Raw genomic sequence first — 16,674 nt, 5'->3', positions numbered from 1 at the left:
AAACCTTGTTGCGCGACGGCAAGAGCCGTTCGCGGATAACGAACCATCATTCGGGCAACCCGTAAAAGCAGCTCTGCCTCCTGAGCTCGAGAGGGAGGGTTGCAATGTAGGATTTTATTTGTTCTCCTTTTGTTCGTTGGAGGGGAGCCTCCAACTTCCTGCGAGGAGATAACGAATGATTTCGGTGCTTAGCTACGGGGCGGTAGGCAATGGCATTGCGGACGACACGGTCGCGATCAGAAATGCGATTGCTGCGAGCACCCCGACCGGGGGTATGATCTCCTTTCCGGCGGGGACCTATAAAATTACGGGAACGCTGACGATCTCGTCGGCCAACGTGACGTTGGTCGGGGAAGGCACTGGGGCGACCCGGATCCTCTCCACGAACACCACCGACGACATGATCAAATTCTTTGCCGCAACCCCTTTCACGAGTGGCGGCGTGAGGGACATGGCGCTCGATTTCAGTGGTACGGTGACGGCCGGCGCAGCGATCCGTATCGATGGGCAAAGCGCAATTCTGCTCGAGAATCTGTGGATATACAGCCCTTTCCAAGGAGTCGTCCTCCAGGGTGACAATCGCGCCTGCCGGTTGCGTAATATCGATATCAGTGATCACCGCAGCACCGCCTTTGCCATCAACGGTGGAGGCAATCAGTATCTCGATACCTGCACCACCTATAAGAATGATGCGGGGGGCGGCACGATCGCATTCCTCATCACTCAGACCGACGCAACATGGCTGGGTAAATGTGTTTCGCAGCGGGCGTCCTATGGTCTTCGTGTAACTCCCGCCGCGAGCCAATATGTTACCGATCTGTGGATCGACTCTTGTGACTTCGACAGCTCGGTATCTGATGGTGTAGTCTTTGACAGTGGGACGAGCGGCCGCATCACTACCGTCAATTGGAACGGTAGCCGCATCGGCTTCGGAAATATGCGGGGCCTGATCATCGACGGTAGCCAGACGCAGAATTTGCAATTCTCGAACCTGCGCTCCGAGAAGAATCTCGGTCATGGGATGGTGATCGGGAACGTGCGTGACGTCCAGTTTGTCAATGCTTCCTTCCTGGGCAATGCAGCGCTTGGAGCGGCCGAGACCTACGGCGCGAACATCATAGGCGGAACCGGCGTCGTGTTCACCGGCGGCAGAAGCGGCGGCTATGGCGGCGATGTCAACAATCAGAAATACGGGATTGTTTTCGGGGGTACATTCACCGGAGACGCGCTCGTTTGCGGCACTGATCTGCGTGGAAACCGCACGGCCGGTGCCTTTAATGGCAGTGGTTCCGGTGTTCTGTTTCGCAACTGTCTCGGCTTCTAGGCCGTCGCGAAAGAAAGTGCCCCCGTTCGAGGTCACCCGAGGGCGAGCGGGCACCCGGGAATATCGCCCGGTCTGAGGAAATGGCCGCTCTCTGCGGCAGAACTGCAAGAGCGGCCATCGTCAGCACGGCGATTTTCGTCGATTCAACGCGTCCGGTGATCACTCCATCATGGCGCCGGAGGGAGCGTTCCCGCGCCCTCCGGTTCCTTCTCATCGTGGCAAGAAATAGCGGACGATTTTTAGCTGTCGTCAGGAGAAATCGTGGCTGTCACAGGGCAGATTTGGCCGATTCTTCCGCTGTTGTCCGTAACAGCGTAACGGCCGGCAGTTGCTGGCGTCGAATGGGAAATCCGCCCCCAGAATCAAACATAGCAGCGGAAGAAAAAACGACTGTTGGAAAACAGCGGCTATGTTGAACAAATGTCGCCGTTAGCCGGCGATTCCGATGATCGAGATCTGCCGCCCGTATCCCGGCTCGCCGCGATGGGTGGCGCGGCGGAAGCTGAAGAAGCGGTCCTCGTCGGCATAGGTGTCGAGGCCGAGCATCTCGATCCGCGCGAGCCCCGCTTTGGCGAGGCGGTGGGCGACATAGGCCTCAAGGTCGAACTGGTGATGGCCGGGCTTGCCAGGCGCGAAGAAGCGTTCGTTGGCGGGGTCGTCGGCGTCGAAGCGCCGGGCGAAGCCGTCGTCGACCTCATAGCTCGACCGGGCGATGCAGGGGCCGATCGCGGCGGCGATTCGATCGCGCCGGGCGCCCAGCTTCTCCATCGCAGCGATCGCCGAATCGGTCACGCCGCCGATCGCTCCCTTCCATCCGGCATGCGCCGCGCCGACCACCCCGGCCTCGCGGTCGGCGAAGAGCACGGGCGCGCAGTCGGCGGTGAGGATGCCAAGGGCGAGGCCGGGCCGGTCGGTGACCAGCGCGTCGCCGGGCGGTCGGTCATCGAACGCGGTGAGCGCCCTGACGACATCGGCCGAATGAGTCTGGTAGAGCGTGAGAAGCCGCGCGCCTGGCAGCACCGCCTCGGTCGCGAGCCGCCGGTTCTCCGTCACGGCATCGGGATCGTCGTCGGAGCCGATTCCGACATTGAGCCCGGCATGGATGCCGGTCGACACCCCGCCGCGCCGGCCGAGAAAGCCGTGCGGCACGCCATCAAGTGCCCTGGCCCGGATAAGCTCGATCCCGCTCACAGCGTGCGCCGCCAGATACGGTCGTCATGGACCTGCGGACCGGTAACGAAATCGCAGCGCCCGACCTCGCCAAAGCCATGCCGCGCATAGAATCGCTTGGCGCGCTGGTTGTGGTCGAACACCGCGAGGTAGAGTTCGGGCGCTCCACGCGACCGGGCCGTATCGATCAGCCATTCGGTCAGCGCATCGGCCACGCCCCGGCCCTTGCACGCCTCGACGACATAGAGCTGCCGCAGCTCCATCGCGTCCGGATGCGCGGCGTCGAAGGGGAGGGTCATCGCCGAGAGCTTGATATAACCGGCCGGCGCTCCGTCGAGCCAGGCGGCGCGCCAGTCGATCGCGGGGTCGCCCAGATCGCGCTGCATCTGGCCGGCGGGGCCGTAAGCCTGCTCCAGATAGATGGCGAGCGGTGCCGGGTCGATCACCCCGGTGAAGCTGTCGATAAATGCCTGCCGCGCCATCGCCGACAGGGCGGGGGCGTCGGCTGGCCCCGGCGCGCGATAGGTGACGATCACAGCACCAGCCGCATGATTCGGTCGTCGTCGATCGTCTCGCCCACCCGGAAGGCGTAGCGGCCGATCTCCTCGAACCCGTAGCGCTCGTAGAAGCGCCGGGCACGATGGTTGTCGACATAGACGCTGAGGATCACCTCCTTCGCGCCATGCTCCCGCGAATGCTCGAGCGCCCAGTCCATCATCACCGGCGCGACGCCCTGGCCTTGCCAGGGCCCGAGCACATAGAATTGGTAGAGCTCGATTGCGTCGGGCCGCCATTCGCCGGGGAAGGTGACGGGGCCCATCTTCACGAAGCCGATGACCTCGCCGTCGTCGAGGGCAAGCCGGACGGTGAAATCGGGGTCCGACAGTTGTGAGGGCAGGCCGTTCGCGCCGAATGCCTCGTCGAGGAACGCGGCGAGATCCGACTGGCGATAAAGGTTGCCGAACGTCTCGGTGAAGGACCGGCGGGCCATGGCGGCCAGCGCCGGGCCGTCGATCGTGCGGGCATCGCGATAGCTGATCATGAAAAGGCCGCCGGTGCCGGCCAGCCGGGCGCGGTGAGCGCCAGCGCCTTGAACAGCGTCCCCATCGCGACCGTCAGCCGCTCGCGATCGGCGGCGATCGATTCGGCGCGGTCGGGTGCCGTCCGGGCGAGCGCGGCGGCGCGCGCGTCGATGCCGAGCGCGCTCAGCAGCGTGCCCTGGCCAATGGGGCCGAAGGCATGCACGCCCTCCGCCTGGGCGGCGCTGGCAAGCGTCGCAAAATCTACATGGGCGGTCAGATCCTGCTCTCCCGGCAAGTCGAAGGGATTGGCGAAACGGTGGCCGCGCACCGCCTGGAGCGTGTCGCCGATCGCCGGCCCCTCATAGCCATAGTCGATCGCGAGTACAGCGCCGCCCTGTCGCGCGACGGCACCGGCCAGGGCGCGCATCACCGCGACGCTGGCCGGGGATGTCTCGATGACCGATCCCGGCGCAGCGTCGCGCAGCGTTTCGGGGATGATCTCGTCAGGCACCTGCCTGCCCGCGATCGGCAGGAACAGCAGGTCCTGGCAGGCGACGAAACGCTCGTGCCAGACGTCGAGCGCGCGGACGAGCTGGCGGATCGGCAGCGCGTCGAAGAACTCATTGGCGATCACGATGAGCGGCCGGTCGGCGGGCAGGGTGGAGACATCGTCATGCCAGGCGGCTCCCGGCACGCGCTCCGCCTGGGCGGCGCGGAGCGTCGGGCTGGTCTCGACGAAATGGACGGGCGGGGTCAGCCCCGTCATGGCCATCGCGCGAAGGGCATCGCCGGCGAGCGTGCCGCGCCCGGGGCCGAGCTCGACCCAGGCGATGTCGGGACGTCCGGCGCGATCCCACAGGTCGGCGCACCACAGGCCGATCAGCTCGCCGAACATCTGGCTGATCTCGGGCGCGGTGGTGAAATCCCCCGCTGCCCCGAGCGGATCGCGCGTCGCGTAATAATGCGCGTTGGCGGCCGCCATGAACTGGGCGATCGAGATCGGCCCCGCCAGCGTTACCGCGCGGGCGAGACGATCGGCGAGGCTGGGTTCAGATCCCCCCCCGCTTGCGGGAGGGGTTAGGGGAGGGCTTGGAGGACTCATAATGCGTGGCGGGCATGCCCTCCCCCGCCCCCACCCGCAAGCGGGAGGGGAGGAAGATCAGGCGACGCTCTCGCTCCCGGCGATCGGTTCGACGCGCTGGCGGCGCTTCTTCGATGTCGCGATCAGATAGAGGCCGCCGGCGATCATCGGCAGGGTCAGTAGCTGGCCCATATGGATGGTCGTCGCGAAGAAGGTGCCGGCGAACTGCGAATCGGGCTCGCGGAAGAACTCCACCGTGAAGCGCGCGAGGCCGTAGAACAGCAGGAACAGGCCGACGAGCTTGCCCGGATCGTAGCGCGCCTTGGTGCGCCAGAAGGCGAACCACAGGATCGCGAACAGAACGATTCCCTCGAGCCCGGCCTCGTAGAGCTGGCTCGGGTGCCGCGCAGGATCCATGCCGCCGATCACGGTGCGCGGGAAGACGATCGCCCAGGCGACGTCGCTCGGCTTGCCCCACAGCTCGCCGTTCACGAAATTGGCGAGCCGGCCGAAGAACAGGCCGAAGGGAACGCAGCAGGCGAGATAATCGTGGATTCGCAGCCAGTCGAGCTTGTGGCGCCGGGCGAACAGGATGATGCCGAGCGAGGTGCCGATCATCCCGCCATGGAAGGACATGCCGCCGTCCCACAGCTTGAGGATCTGAAGCGGGTTGAGGAACATGCCGGGCGCGTAGAAGAGCGCATAGCCGAGCCGCCCGCCCAGGATGATGCCGAGCGTCGCGTAGAAGACGAGATCGTCGGCATGTCGGCGCGCCATCGGGCTGCCGGGCTGCGCGATCAGCCTGAGCAGGTACCACCAGCCGAGCAGGATGCCCGAGATATAGGCGAGCGAATACCATTTGATGTCGAAGAAGCCGAGCGACAGCGCCACGGGCTTGAGCCCGAGGCTGTCGAAATGGAGGTGGTTCTGCGCGCTGGCGAGCGTGGTCAGGATCAAGGCTTTTCCCCAAGGGTTCGCGTCTCCATAAAGGCGGGGAACGACAAGACCAAGTGGAGAGAGCGATGCGCACTGAGCTTGACCGGCGAATGGACGAAGGGCTGGCCGCTCTGACGGGGGAGGGCGCCCCGCTGGCGCTCGGGTCGATCGCCCTGAACGGGGTCGATTTGCCGCTGATCGCGACCGTCCCGCCGGCCCTGCCCTATTATTTCGCGCATTATTCGGCCGAGCATAAGGACAAGATATTCCTGGTCGCGGGCGAGGAGCGGCTGACCTTCGCCGAGGTGTATGCCGAGGCGGAGAAGGTCGCGCGAACGCTGGTCGGCGACGGGTTGCAGAAGGGCGACCGGGTCGGGATCGCGATGCGCAACTCGCCGTCATGGATCACGCTCTATATGGGCATCACCATGGCGGGCGGGATCGCGACCCTGCTCAACGGCTGGTGGCAGTCGGCCGAGCTGTCCGAGGCGATCGCCGATGTCGATTGCACGCTGGTGTTCGCCGATCCGCCGCGCGCGAAGCGGCTCGCGGCGATCGAGGGCGCCACGGTGCCGGTCGTCGAGATCGACGACGGCCAGCCGCTCGCTCAGGCGATGTCGACCGTCACGCATAGCTGGCCCAAGGTCGCGCTGCCCCCGCTGACGGGTGACGATCCTGCGACGATCCTGTTCACCTCCGGATCGACGGGCCAGTCGAAGGGCGCGCTCAGCGATCACCGCGCCGTGCTGCAGGGGGTGTTCAACTATCTGGCCCAGGCGCTGGTGATGCTCGGCATCGCGATGAAGGACGGCAATCCGCCAGAGGGCCAGCCGGCGACGCTGCTCAACGTGCCGCTGTTCCATGTGACGGCGGAGGTGCCGGTATTCCTCCAGAGCTTCGCCATGGGCCGCAAGCTGGTGCTGATGCCGAAATGGGACGCCGAGGAGGCGATGCGGCTGATCGAGGCGGAGGGGATCACCTATTTCGTCGGCGTGCCGCTGATGAGCTTCGAGATCCTGACTCACCCCAACCGGTCGAACTACAATCTCTCCACCGTCACCGATTTCGCCGCCGGGGGCGCGCCGCGCCCGGTCGAGCATGTCAGGCGGATCAAGGAGGAAATGGGCGGCGCGCCGCTGCTCGGCTACGGCCTGACCGAGACCAACGGCATCGGTTGCGGCAACTGGCGCGACAATTATCTCGCCAAGCCCAATTCGACCGGCCGCGCCTCTGCGCCGCTGGTCGACCTCGCCATCCTCGATGCGATGGGGCGGCCGGTAGCCGCCGGTGCGCGGGGCGAAGTGGGGATCCGGTCGGTCGCGAACTTCAAGGAATATTGGAACCGGCCCGAGGCGACCGCCGCTGCCTTCACCGCCGACCGCTATTTCCTGACCGGCGATATCGGCTATCTCGACGAGGACGGCTATCTGTTCATCGTCGACCGCAAGAAGGACATCATCATCCGCGGCGGCGAGAATATCTCGTGCCAGGAAGTCGAGGCGGCGATCTACCAGAATCCCGCCGTCGCCGAGGCGGCGGTGTTCGGCCTGCCGGACGAGCGTTTCGGCGAGGTGCCGGGTGCGGTGGTGAAGTATCGCGACGGCGAGGAACTGACGCCGGAGCAGCTCTGCGCCTATCTCTATGCGCATATCGCCGCGTTCAAGGTGCCGCAGCGGATCTGGACGTCGGAGGAGCCGTTGCCCCGGCTCGGGACCGAGAAGATCGACAAGGTCGGGCTGCGCGCGAAATACCAGGCGATCGCCGCGGCCGAGGCGGTGGCTGCCGGCTGATCAGCCAGCGCTGTTGACACGAACGGGAAGTATTTGGCGTCACCCTTCCACCGCCTTCTCCACCACGATAGAGCAGCATGATGGCGGTCAGTGACGCACTTCCGAACATCAACCGGCGGTCGCTGCTGATCGGCGGTGGCGTGGGGGTCGGCCTGTTCGTCGCCTGGGGCGTCTGGCCGCGCAGCTATGCACCCAACCTGACGGCGGCGAAGGGCGAGACGGTCTTCGGCGCGTGGCTCAAGATCGGCCTGGACGGGCATGTCACGGTGGCGGTGGCGCAGGCCGAGCATGGCCAGGGCGTCTATACCACCCTGCCGCAGATCCTCGCCGACGAACTCGGCGCCGACTGGCGCACCGTCGCGGTTCAGCCGGCGCCGCTCAACCCGCTCTACGCCAATCCGATGGCGGCTGACGTGCTGTTCGAAGGCGTGTTCGATGCCTTGCCGGCGCCGCTTCGTTCGGGCCATGCGTCGCGCACCGCGCTGGTGCTGACCGGCGGATCGACCTCGGTGCGCGCGTTCGAGGACGATCTGCGCGACGCGGGCGCGGCCGCGCGGGTGCTGTTGTGCAAGGCGGCGGCGAAGCGCTGGAAGGTCGACTGGCAGGCCTGCGGCACGACCGGCGGTTTCGTCATCCATGGTACAGACCGGATACGCTTCGGGGAGATCGCGGCCGAGGCGGCAGGCGGAACGCTGCCCAATCCGTTGCCGTTGCGCAGCGGCGAGGCAAATCGCCTGCTCGGCCAGTCGCTGCCCCGGCTCGACGTGCCGTCCAAGGTCGATGGTTCGGCCAATTTCGCGGGGGATGTCCGCCTGCCCGACATGGTCTTCGCCGCGATCCGCCAGGGGCCGGTCGGCGACACGAAGCTGATCAGCGTCGATCGCGCCGCCGCCGGGCGAATCCGCGGCGTGCTGTCGGTCGCGACCAACGACAATTGGGTTGCCGCGATCGGCAGCAACTGGTGGGCGGCCAACCAGGCGCTCGCGGCGATGCGGCCACGCTTTCAGACGCGCGGCGCGATCATCAGCTCGAGCAGCATCGACGACGCGCTGACCGCCGCGCTCGACGGGCCGGGCGAGCGCATGGCGGCCGAGGGCGATCTCTCGGCAGCGTTCAAGGGGGCCCGGCTGGTCACCGCCGAATATAGCGCCGGTCTCGCGGTTCACGCGGCGGTCGAGACGATGACGGCGACCGCGCACTATGCCGACGGCAGGCTTCAGCTCTGGCTGCCGACCCAGGCGCCGGGCCTCGCCCGTGCGGCGGCGGCGGCGGTGCTCGGCCTGTCGGAGGACAATGTCGTGGTCTATCCGATGCTGATCGGCGGATCGTTCGGCGCCAATCTCGAACATCTCGCCGCTGAGCAGGCAGCGATCCTCGCGGAGAAGCTGAAGCGCCCGGTCCAGCTCGTCTGGTCGCGCAGCGAGGACATGATGCACGACCGCTACCGCCCGCCCGCCGCGGCGCGGATGTCGGCGCGGCTCGGGCCCAACGGGCAGATCCTCGGCTGGCTCGCCAAGATCGCCGCGCCGACCACGGGGCGCGAGCTTGCCGGGCGGCTGATGGGGGGCGACAAGGCGGCGCGCGCGGCGCTTGCCCTCCCGGCGGTGGGCGATGCCTATGCGGTCGCTGGCGCCAAGCCGATCTACCGTATCCCGGCCTATGCGATCGACCATCATCCGGCCGAGATCGGCGTGCCGACCGGTCATTGGCGGTCGGGCGCACACAGCTACACTTCCTTCTTCACTGAATGCTTTCTCGACGAACTGGCGCATGTCGCCGGCACTGAACCCCTGTCGTTCCGCATCGGCATGCTGGGCGGCGATGCAAGGCTGGCACGCTGCCTGTCGACCGCCGCGTCACTGGGCGGCTGGGAAGGCGGTATCCCGGGCAGCGGCCAGGGCATTGCCTGCCACAGCTTTCGCGGCAGCCATATCGCGGTGCTGGCCGAGGCGCATATCGACGAGGGTCAGGTGCCGGTGGTCGACCGGATCGTCGCCGCGGTCGATTGCGGGCGGCAGATCAATCCGGACGTGGTGCGCCAGCAGATCGAGGGCGGGCTGATCTTCGGCATGGCGGCGGCGCTGGGCGGCGCGACGACCTTCACCGAGAATGTCGCCGATGCGCGCACTTTCGGCGACATCGCCCTGCCGCGCCTGGCCGATACGCCCGACATCACGGTCGAGATGATCCGCAGCGAGGCCGATCCCGGCGGCGTCGGCGAACTGGGCGTGCCCCCGATCGCGCCGGCCATTGCCAATGCGCTCCAGGCCTCTACGGGCTTCCGCATGCGTTCCCTTCCGCTGACCCCCGGCGAGGCATGACTTCGCCCGCCGGCCATCCGGCCATCCCGCCACGCAGGATCGGCGTGCTGCTGGTCAACCTCGGTACGCCCGACGCGGCCGATGCCGGGGCGGTCAAACGCTATCTCGCCGAATTCCTGTCCGACCGGCGCGTGGTGGAGATACCACCGATCCTGTGGCAACCGATATTGCGCGGTATCATCCTGAACACGCGGCCGAAAAAATCGGCGCATGCCTATGCGCAGGTCTGGCGCGAGGACGGTTCACCGCTGGCGGCGATCACCCGGGCCCAGGCCACGGCGCTGCGGGGCGCGTTCGGGCCGGGCGTGATGGTCGACTGGGCGATGCGATACGGCAATCCGGCGATCGCCGGCCGGCTCGCGGCGCTGAAGGAGGCCGGGTGCGATCGAATCCTGATCGCGCCGCTCTATCCGCAATATTGCGCGGCGACGACGGCGACCGCCAACGACAGGGCCTTTGCGGCGCTGGCGGACATGCGCTGGCAGCCAGCGATCCGGACCCTGCCGCCGTATCATGACGATCCGGCCTATATCGCCGCGCTGAAGGACTCGGTCGAGGCATCGCTCGCCGCGCTGGATTTCGCGCCGGAGGCGATCGTCGCGAGCTTCCACGGTATGCCGCAGCGTACATTGGAACTGGGCGATCCCTATCATTGCCAGTGCCGCAAGACGGCCAGGCTGCTCGGCGAGGCGCTGGGCCGGGAACTGATCGTCGCCTTCCAGTCGCGCTTCGGCCGGGCGAAATGGCTTGAGCCGGCGACCGACAGGACGCTGGAGGCATTGCCGGGCAAGGGCGTGAAGAAGGTGGCGATCGTCTCGCCCGGCTTCTCCGCCGATTGCCTGGAGACACTCGAGGAGCTCGATATTCGCGGGCGCGAAAGCTTCGTGGCGGCCGGCGGGACCGACTTCGCCTATCTACCCTGCCTCAACGACAGCGACGTCGGGGTGAAAATGTTGCGCATTCTGCTGCAACGGGAGCTTGAAGGCTGGAACCTGCCCGCCTAGCCTTGCCCAACGGCTAACGGGAGAGAAGTATATGGCACGCGTAGCGATCGTCACTGGCGGCACCCGCGGAATCGGTGAGGCGATCAGTCTTGCGCTCAAGGATCTGGGAATGACCGTCGCCGCCAATTATGCCGGCAATGACGAGCGTGCCCGGGAGTTCACCGAGCGTACCGGTATCGCCGCGTACAAATGGGACGTGGGCGACTATGATGCCTGCCAGGAAGGCTGCGCCAGGGTCGCTGCCGAACTCGGCCCGGTCGATGTGGTGGTCAATAATGCCGGCATCACGCGTGACGGCACGATCCTGAAGATGACCTACCAGATGTGGAAGGAGGTCATGGACACCAATCTCGGCGGTTGCTTCAACATGGCCAAGGCGGTGTTCCCCGGCATGCGGGAGCGCAAATGGGGGCGGATCGTCAATATCGGGTCGATCAACGGACAGGCGGGCCAATATGGCCAGGTCAATTATGCCGCCGCCAAATCGGGCATCCACGGCTTCACCAAGGCGCTGGCGCAGGAAGGCGCGCGGGCCGGGGTGACGGTCAACGCGATCGCGCCCGGCTATATCGACACCGACATGGTCGCTGCGGTGCCGGCCGACGTGCTGGAGAAGATCGTGGCGAAGATCCCGGTCGGTCGCCTCGGCCAGGCGCATGAGATCGCACGGGGCGTCGCGTTCCTGTGTTCGGAAGAGGGCGGGTTCGTGACCGGATCGACGCTGTCGATCAATGGCGGGCAGCATATGTACTGACGATTGCAGGCGGCACCACGTGCCGCCGATGCGCGAAGCGCAGCAATCGGTACGGCCGGCGGGTGGGCCTGCCCACCCGACCGACGGCGGCTTTGCCGCCGACGCGCCGTTGGAATGTCCTGTCCCCGACCGGGGAGAGCCCCAGAAAGGATGAGGGCCGGCGCCTCGCGGCACCGGCCCTCGCCCTCGTTACACCACGCGAGGGATTTCGTTAGCGGCGGCAATAACGCGGATCGTCCGACCGGGCGATCGCGCGACCAGCCAGTGCGCCGGCACCGGCGCCGAGCACGGTGCCCAGCAGGCGATCGCCGCGGCCGGCAACCGTGTTGCCGAGCAGGCCGCCAGCGATCGCGCCGATCACGGTGCCGCCGTCATTGTTGCAACGGTTGCGACGGTTGCGGTCATAGCCGCGATAGCCCCGGCGATCGTCATAGCCGCGATCATCATAACCACGGTCGTCGCGATAACCGCGGTCGTACCCGCGATCATAACCGTCGCCGCGATACTCGCGCTCGTAGCGCTGCGCGGCGGCCGGCGTCGCGGGGATCAGCACGGTGGCGGTCATGGCGATCGCCGCACCGGCGAGAGAAAGCTTCTTGAGCATGGCGTGTCTCCTCTGGATGCCGTGTCGTTGGGCCTCTTATGTCGGCCCCGGCTTGAGCCCGTCCTGAATGGAGTCGTTAGGCAATGTTCATGAAGCGGATGCCGGTTGCGCGAGCGGTGCAGGTCGATCAGGGCGATGGGGATGCGCATCCTCCAGTCAGTCCTGCTACTACTCTTCCTGATACCGCCATGGATGGGGGAGAAGAGGCTGCCGCTACTCGGGCCAGTCCCCCGGTTCGAGGCGAGGCGGGTCGGGCTGGACGACGCCAATCCCGGCCTGAAACGGGTCGGGCAACTGACCTGGCTCGGTGGCGTGGAACTCACCAGCCCTGATCCGGCCTTTGGTGGATTCTCTGCGATGGCCGTCACGGGCGACCGTTTCACCCTGTTGAGCGACGGGGGCAGCATCGTGCGCTTCCGGATGGATTCGCGCGGGCGGCTGAGCGACCGCAGCTTCGCCGAGCTTCCCGCCGGGCCGGGCACTGGCTGGTCGAAGCAGGACCGCGACAGCGAATCGATGACGGTGGATCCGAAGACCGGCCAGGTCTGGGTCGGCTTCGAGCGGGCGAACGAAATCTGGCGATTTTCGCGGGACCTTCGACGAAGCGAGGCGCATGCCGCGCCGCGGGCCATGGCCGGCTGGCCAGCGAATACCGGGGCGGAAGCGATGGCGCGCCTGCCCGATGGCGGATTCATCGTGATCGGGGAGCGGCAACCCTGGCCGGGGCACAAGGGCAGGGCGGCGATTCGTTTTTCGGGCGATCCCACCTTGCGACCCGATACCGGGTTCCGCTTCAGCTATGTGCCGCCGAATCGCTATGATCCGAGCGACATGGCCGTGCTGCCCGATGGCAGGCTGCTGATCCTCAACCGGCGATTCGCGCTGCCGTTCACCTTTTCGACAAAGCTGACGGTGATCGATCAAGCGGCGATTCGGCCGGGCGCGGTGGTCCGCGGGCGGGAGATCGCGACGCTGGCGAGCCCGCTGATCCACGACAATTTCGAAGGATTGGTGGTGACGCGCGAGGGCAAGGCGACGATCGTCTGGATCGTGTCGGACGACAATCAGCTGTTCCTGCAGCGCAGCCTGCTGCTCAAGTTCAGGCTTGAACCCGAATCGCGCTGAGCGAAGGCGCAAACGCGACAGGCCCGCTTCCCCGGAGGGAAGCAGGCCGGCGTTTTTCGATTGTAATCGAAAAGGTTAGGCGGCCACCGCGACGGTGCCGAGCTTCTTGCGGACGTCGCGCTTCAGGCGGCGTGCGCGGAGCGACAGCTTGTCGTCCGAGGTCTTCACCAGCCAGTTGTCCAGGCCGCCGACATGCTCGACCGAACGCAGGCCGTGCGTGGAGACGCGCAGCTTGACGCTGGTGCCCAGGGCTTCCGACATCAGCGTGACGTTCTGCAGATTCGGCAGAAAGGTACGCTTGGTCTTGTTGTTGGCGTGGGAGACGTTGTTTCCCACCAGCCGGCCCTTGCCGGTCAGCTCGCAAATGCGCGACATGTGTCGTATCCTGAGTTTCGGCCAGACCGTGCTGGCTGGTCCCGTAAAGGCGGCGCGGATAGCCGTAACGGGACAGGGCGTCAACCGATTCAGCCTTTCCCCATGCAACCTAGTGCGGTGGCGCGGCGTTATTACGCTAACGATTCGATTACCTCGATTGGAGAATGCCCATGCGCGCACTGCTAGCCCTGGTCGGAATCGCCGCCGTCGTGGTTGCCATCCTGCTCTCGCTCGGCCTGTTGACGCTCAAGACAACTCCCGGCTCATTGCCGACCGTCAGCGTCAATGGCGGCGCCGCGCCGTCGGTCGACGCGAATCTCGCGACGGTGAGCGTCGGCACCACCAACAAGACGATCGAAGTGCCTACCGTCACCACCACGGAGAAGACCATCACCGTGCCGACGGTGAAAATGAACAAGCCCGGCGACGTCGCGGCCAACAGCGCCCAATAACTTCATGGCGCAGCCCTGCGCCGCCGCCCGGGCTGGTCCGGGCGGCGATGCTGGGGCAAGAGGGGGGATGTTCCCCATTCCAGTCCCGATGCGTGCGGCGCTCGATGCCGCCGCCAAGGCAGCCGCCGAGGGCGAAGTGCCCGTCGGCGCGGCCGTGGTGCTCGACGGCAGGATCCTGGCGGTCGCGGCGAACGCGCCGCGCGCCCTGCACGATCCGACCGCCCATGCCGAGATGCTGGCGATTCGCGCCGCCGCCGAGGCGATCGGCGGCGAGCGGCTGTCCGACTGCGACCTGTGGGTGACGCTCGAGCCCTGCGCGATGTGCGCAGGTGCTATCGCCCATGCCCGGATCGCGCGGCTCTATTACGGCGCCAGCGACCCGAAGGGCGGCGCGGTCGAGCATGGTCCGCGGCTCTTCGCCCAGCCGACCGTGCATCACCGCCCCGAAATATATCCCGGGATCGGGGAGGGCGAATCAGCCGCGCTGCTCAGGGATTTCTTCGCGGCGCGGCGTTGAGCCGGCCTCTCCCCGGCGGGAGAGGCTTTCCGGTCAGCGCAGGTCGCTTTCGGGGATCGGCACGATCTTGATCTCGACCCGGCGATTCGCGGCGCGGCCCTGCTCGGTCTCGTTCGAGGCGATCGGCTGCATTTCGCCAAAGCCGCGAATGCCGATTCGCGCTGATCGCACGCCGCGTGTCGTGAGATAGTCGGCCACCGATTCAGCCCGGCGTTCGGACAGGTCCTGATTATAGGATTCGCTGCCGGTCGAATCGGTATGGCCGTAGATGTCGACATAGGTGCGGTCATACTGGCCGAGCACCTGGCCGACCTGGTCGAGCGTCCGCCGGAACTGGGGCGCCACCATCGCGCTGTTATGGGCGAAGTTGATTCCCGACGGGATGTTGAGGATCAGGTCGTCGCCCTGGCGGATGACCTGCACGTCGGTTCCCGCGGTGCGCGTGCGCAGGTCATGCTCCTGCTTGTCCATATACGCGCCGATGCCAGCACCGGCGATTCCGCCGATGCCGGCACCGAGGATCTTCGCGGTCCGGTCGTTGCGGCCGCCGACGATGTCGCCGATCAGATAGCCGCCCAGCGCGCCGCCGATGCCGCCGATCGCTGTCTTGGAAAGGCGGCGCTCGCCGGTGACCGGATCAGTGGTGCAGGCGCTCGTCGTCACCAGCGCTGCGAGAGCGGCAACGGCGAGGACCCGATTCGAAGCCTTCATATTCTTTTCTCCCCTTGGACGCGCAATGGCGACCTCCGACCGGGGTCAAACACACTTTGCCCTCGGCTTGTTCCGCCATCGATTCGAACTTCGCGTCTTCGGGCGGTTGTGCCGGCGCGAGAAACCGGCCAAAGACTGGATGCGCGCCATGGCACCGCTTCCCCCCTTCCCCTGGATCGACGTCGCGATCATCCTCGCGCTGATCGTGCTGAACGGTGTTTTCGCGATGGCGGAGCTCGCGATCGTCTCGTCGCGCAAGCCGCGGCTCGAGGCAATGGCCCGGGCGAAGAAGCGCGGCGCCCGTACCGCGCTGGCGCTGGCGTCAGACCCGGGCAAGTTCCTGTCGACCACCCAGATCGGCATCACGCTGATCGGCATCCTGGCCGGTGCCTATTCGGGCGCGAGCCTGGGCGGCCCCGTCGCCGCGCGGCTTGGCTTTCTCGGCCTGTCCGGGGACGCCGCGCAGACGATCGGCTTCGGCATCGTCATCGCGATCACCACCTATGCCTCGCTGGTCGTGGGCGAACTGGTGCCCAAGCAGATCGCCCTGCGTGCGCCGGAGCCGATCGCCGCGCTCATGGCTGGCCCGCTCAGCACCCTCGCCTGGGCGACGGCGCCGGTCGTCTGGCTGCTCGATTCGTCGAGCGGCGCGCTGTTCCGCCTGATGGGGCTGACCCGTGAGACCGAGGATCATGTGACGGCGGAGGAACTCCACCTGATCGTCGCCGAGGCATCCAAGTCCGGCGTGATCGAGGAGCATGAGCGCTCGATCATCTCGGGCGTGGTCCGGCTGGCCGACCGGCCGGTGCGGGAGGTGATGACGCCGCGTACCGATGTCGAATGGATCGACGCGACGCTTGACGACGCCGGGATCCGCGCCGCCCTGATGGCCGCGTCGCACAGCCGCATGCCGGTCGCCGACGGATCGGTCGATGCGGTGATCGGCGTCGTCCAGGCGCGCGATATCGCGGTGGCCCTGTTCAAGGGCGAGCCGCTCGATCTGCGCGTGCTGATGCGCCAGGCGCCGGTCGTGCTCGACCAGATCGATGCGATGGACGCGCTCGACGCGCTGCGCCAGGCCGAGGTGCCGATGGCGCTGATCCATGACGAATATGGGCATTTCGAAGGGATCGTGACGCCCGCCGACCTGCTGGCGGCGATCGCCGGCGAATTCGCGTCGGATACCGATCCGGACGATGCGCCGTCGGTGGTCGAGCGCGACGACGGATCGCTGCTGGTCGCCGGCCAGATGGCGGCCGACGCGCTGGCCGAACGGCTCGGTATCGATCTGCCCGAAGACCGCGACTATGCGACCGTCGCAGGCCTTGCGCTGGCCGTGTTCCGCCATCTGCCCGGCGAAGGCGAGAGCTTCATCGAGCAGGGCTGGAAGTTCGAGGTGGTCGATCTCGACGGGCGGAGGATCGACAAGCTGCTGGTGAGCGAGGCGCGGAAAAAGCGCTAGGAAGAACCCCCAGGACGGGAACGGAA

17 protein-coding genes are annotated in these 16,674 nt (G+C 66.6%); 9 read left to right on the top strand and 8 right to left on the bottom strand.

Annotation, left to right across the window (positions count from 1 at the left end):
* Window positions 1-175 precede the first annotated feature (175 nt).
* Entirely contained in the window at window positions 176-1,324 is a 1,149-nt protein-coding gene (locus P0Y59_17295) for a glycosyl hydrolase family 28-related protein (GenBank protein WEJ98685.1), read from the top strand.
* Between the two features lie 429 nt (window positions 1,325-1,753).
* Here the strand turns inward: P0Y59_17295 and pgeF are convergent, their stop codons facing one another.
* Genes pgeF through lgt form a run of 5 tightly spaced genes read right to left on the bottom strand, consistent with a single transcriptional unit; the run spans window position 1,754 to window position 5,554 of the window.
* Window positions 1,754-2,515 (bottom strand): peptidoglycan editing factor PgeF, encoded by a 762-nt coding sequence (pgeF, locus tag P0Y59_17290; protein WEJ98684.1) that lies wholly within the window; start codon window positions 2,513-2,515, stop codon window positions 1,754-1,756.
* Entirely contained in the window at window positions 2,512-3,030 is a 519-nt protein-coding gene (locus tag P0Y59_17285; GenBank protein WEJ98683.1) for a GNAT family N-acetyltransferase, read from the bottom strand. Before P0Y59_17285 ends, pgeF begins: the two co-directional genes overlap by 4 nt.
* Entirely contained in the window at window positions 3,027-3,536 is a 510-nt protein-coding gene (locus P0Y59_17280; GenBank protein WEJ98682.1) for a GNAT family N-acetyltransferase, read from the bottom strand. Before P0Y59_17280 ends, P0Y59_17285 begins: the two co-directional genes overlap by 4 nt.
* Entirely contained in the window at window positions 3,533-4,618 is a 1,086-nt protein-coding gene (locus P0Y59_17275; GenBank protein ID WEJ98681.1) for an SAM-dependent methyltransferase, read from the bottom strand. The genes P0Y59_17280 and P0Y59_17275 overlap by 4 nt, the downstream gene beginning before the upstream one ends.
* A gap of 57 nt (window positions 4,619-4,675) precedes the next feature.
* Window positions 4,676-5,554: a prolipoprotein diacylglyceryl transferase gene (lgt, locus tag P0Y59_17270; protein ID WEJ98680.1), complete on the bottom strand. Its 879-nt coding sequence runs from the start codon at window positions 5,552-5,554 to the stop codon at window positions 4,676-4,678.
* Window positions 5,555-5,619: 65 nt separating this feature from the next.
* Between lgt and P0Y59_17265 the strand changes: the two genes are divergently transcribed.
* From P0Y59_17265 to phbB, 4 genes are all read left to right on the top strand, one after another.
* Window positions 5,620-7,323 (top strand): class I adenylate-forming enzyme family protein, encoded by a 1,704-nt coding sequence (locus P0Y59_17265; GenBank protein ID WEJ98679.1) that lies wholly within the window; start codon window positions 5,620-5,622, stop codon window positions 7,321-7,323.
* 80 nt (window positions 7,324-7,403) lie between these two features.
* Complete coding sequence (locus tag P0Y59_17260) at window positions 7,404-9,644, top strand: molybdopterin-dependent oxidoreductase (protein WEJ98678.1); 2,241 nt, start codon at window positions 7,404-7,406, stop codon at window positions 9,642-9,644.
* Window positions 9,641-10,648, top strand: a complete 1,008-nt coding sequence (gene hemH, locus P0Y59_17255) for a ferrochelatase (protein ID WEJ98677.1) — start codon at window positions 9,641-9,643, stop codon at window positions 10,646-10,648. The genes P0Y59_17260 and hemH overlap by 4 nt, the downstream gene beginning before the upstream one ends.
* 31 nt (window positions 10,649-10,679) lie before the next feature.
* Window positions 10,680-11,402 carry an acetoacetyl-CoA reductase gene (gene phbB / locus P0Y59_17250; GenBank protein WEJ98676.1) on the top strand — a complete coding sequence of 241 codons (723 nt, stop codon included), beginning with the start codon at window positions 10,680-10,682 and terminating at the stop codon, window positions 11,400-11,402.
* 211 nt (window positions 11,403-11,613) lie between these two features.
* Here the strand turns inward: phbB and P0Y59_17245 are convergent, their stop codons facing one another.
* Entirely contained in the window at window positions 11,614-12,006 is a 393-nt protein-coding gene (locus P0Y59_17245) for a glycine zipper 2TM domain-containing protein (protein ID WEJ98675.1), read from the bottom strand.
* 141 nt (window positions 12,007-12,147) lie between these two features.
* On the opposite strand from P0Y59_17245, the gene P0Y59_17240 reads away from it, so the two are divergent.
* Window positions 12,148-13,131: an esterase-like activity of phytase family protein gene (locus tag P0Y59_17240; protein ID WEK02610.1), complete on the top strand. Its 984-nt coding sequence runs from the start codon at window positions 12,148-12,150 to the stop codon at window positions 13,129-13,131.
* Between the two features lie 75 nt (window positions 13,132-13,206).
* On the opposite strand, the gene P0Y59_17235 is transcribed toward P0Y59_17240, so the two are convergent.
* On the bottom strand, window positions 13,207-13,506 hold the full coding sequence (locus tag P0Y59_17235; GenBank protein ID WEJ98674.1) for a bL28 family ribosomal protein: 300 nt from the start codon (window positions 13,504-13,506) through the stop codon (window positions 13,207-13,209).
* A gap of 170 nt (window positions 13,507-13,676) precedes the next feature.
* Between P0Y59_17235 and P0Y59_17230 the strand changes: the two genes are divergently transcribed.
* Both P0Y59_17230 and P0Y59_17225 read left to right on the top strand, forming a co-directional pair.
* Window positions 13,677-13,958: a hypothetical protein gene (locus P0Y59_17230; GenBank protein ID WEJ98673.1), complete on the top strand. Its 282-nt coding sequence runs from the start codon at window positions 13,677-13,679 to the stop codon at window positions 13,956-13,958.
* A gap of 88 nt (window positions 13,959-14,046) precedes the next feature.
* The gene (locus P0Y59_17225) at window positions 14,047-14,475 is read left to right on the top strand and encodes a nucleoside deaminase (protein ID WEK02609.1); all 429 of its coding nucleotides are present in this window, start codon (window positions 14,047-14,049) and stop codon (window positions 14,473-14,475) included.
* Window positions 14,476-14,508: 33 nt separating this feature from the next.
* On the opposite strand, the gene P0Y59_17220 is transcribed toward P0Y59_17225, so the two are convergent.
* A complete protein-coding gene (locus tag P0Y59_17220) occupies window positions 14,509-15,186 on the bottom strand; it encodes an OmpA family protein (protein WEJ98672.1) in 678 nt (225 codons plus the stop codon).
* 148 nt (window positions 15,187-15,334) lie between these two features.
* Here P0Y59_17220 and P0Y59_17215 point away from each other — a divergent pair, with 148 nt between their 5' ends.
* Entirely contained in the window at window positions 15,335-16,648 is a 1,314-nt protein-coding gene (locus P0Y59_17215; GenBank protein ID WEJ98671.1) for a hemolysin family protein, read from the top strand.
* The last annotated feature ends 26 nt before the right edge of the window (window positions 16,649-16,674 follow it).

The sequence above is a fragment of the Candidatus Sphingomonas phytovorans genome (assembly GCA_029202385.1).
GTDB lineage: Bacteria > Pseudomonadota > Alphaproteobacteria > Sphingomonadales > Sphingomonadaceae > Sphingomonas > Sphingomonas phytovorans.
This window is presented reverse-complemented; position numbering and strand designations above follow the sequence as displayed.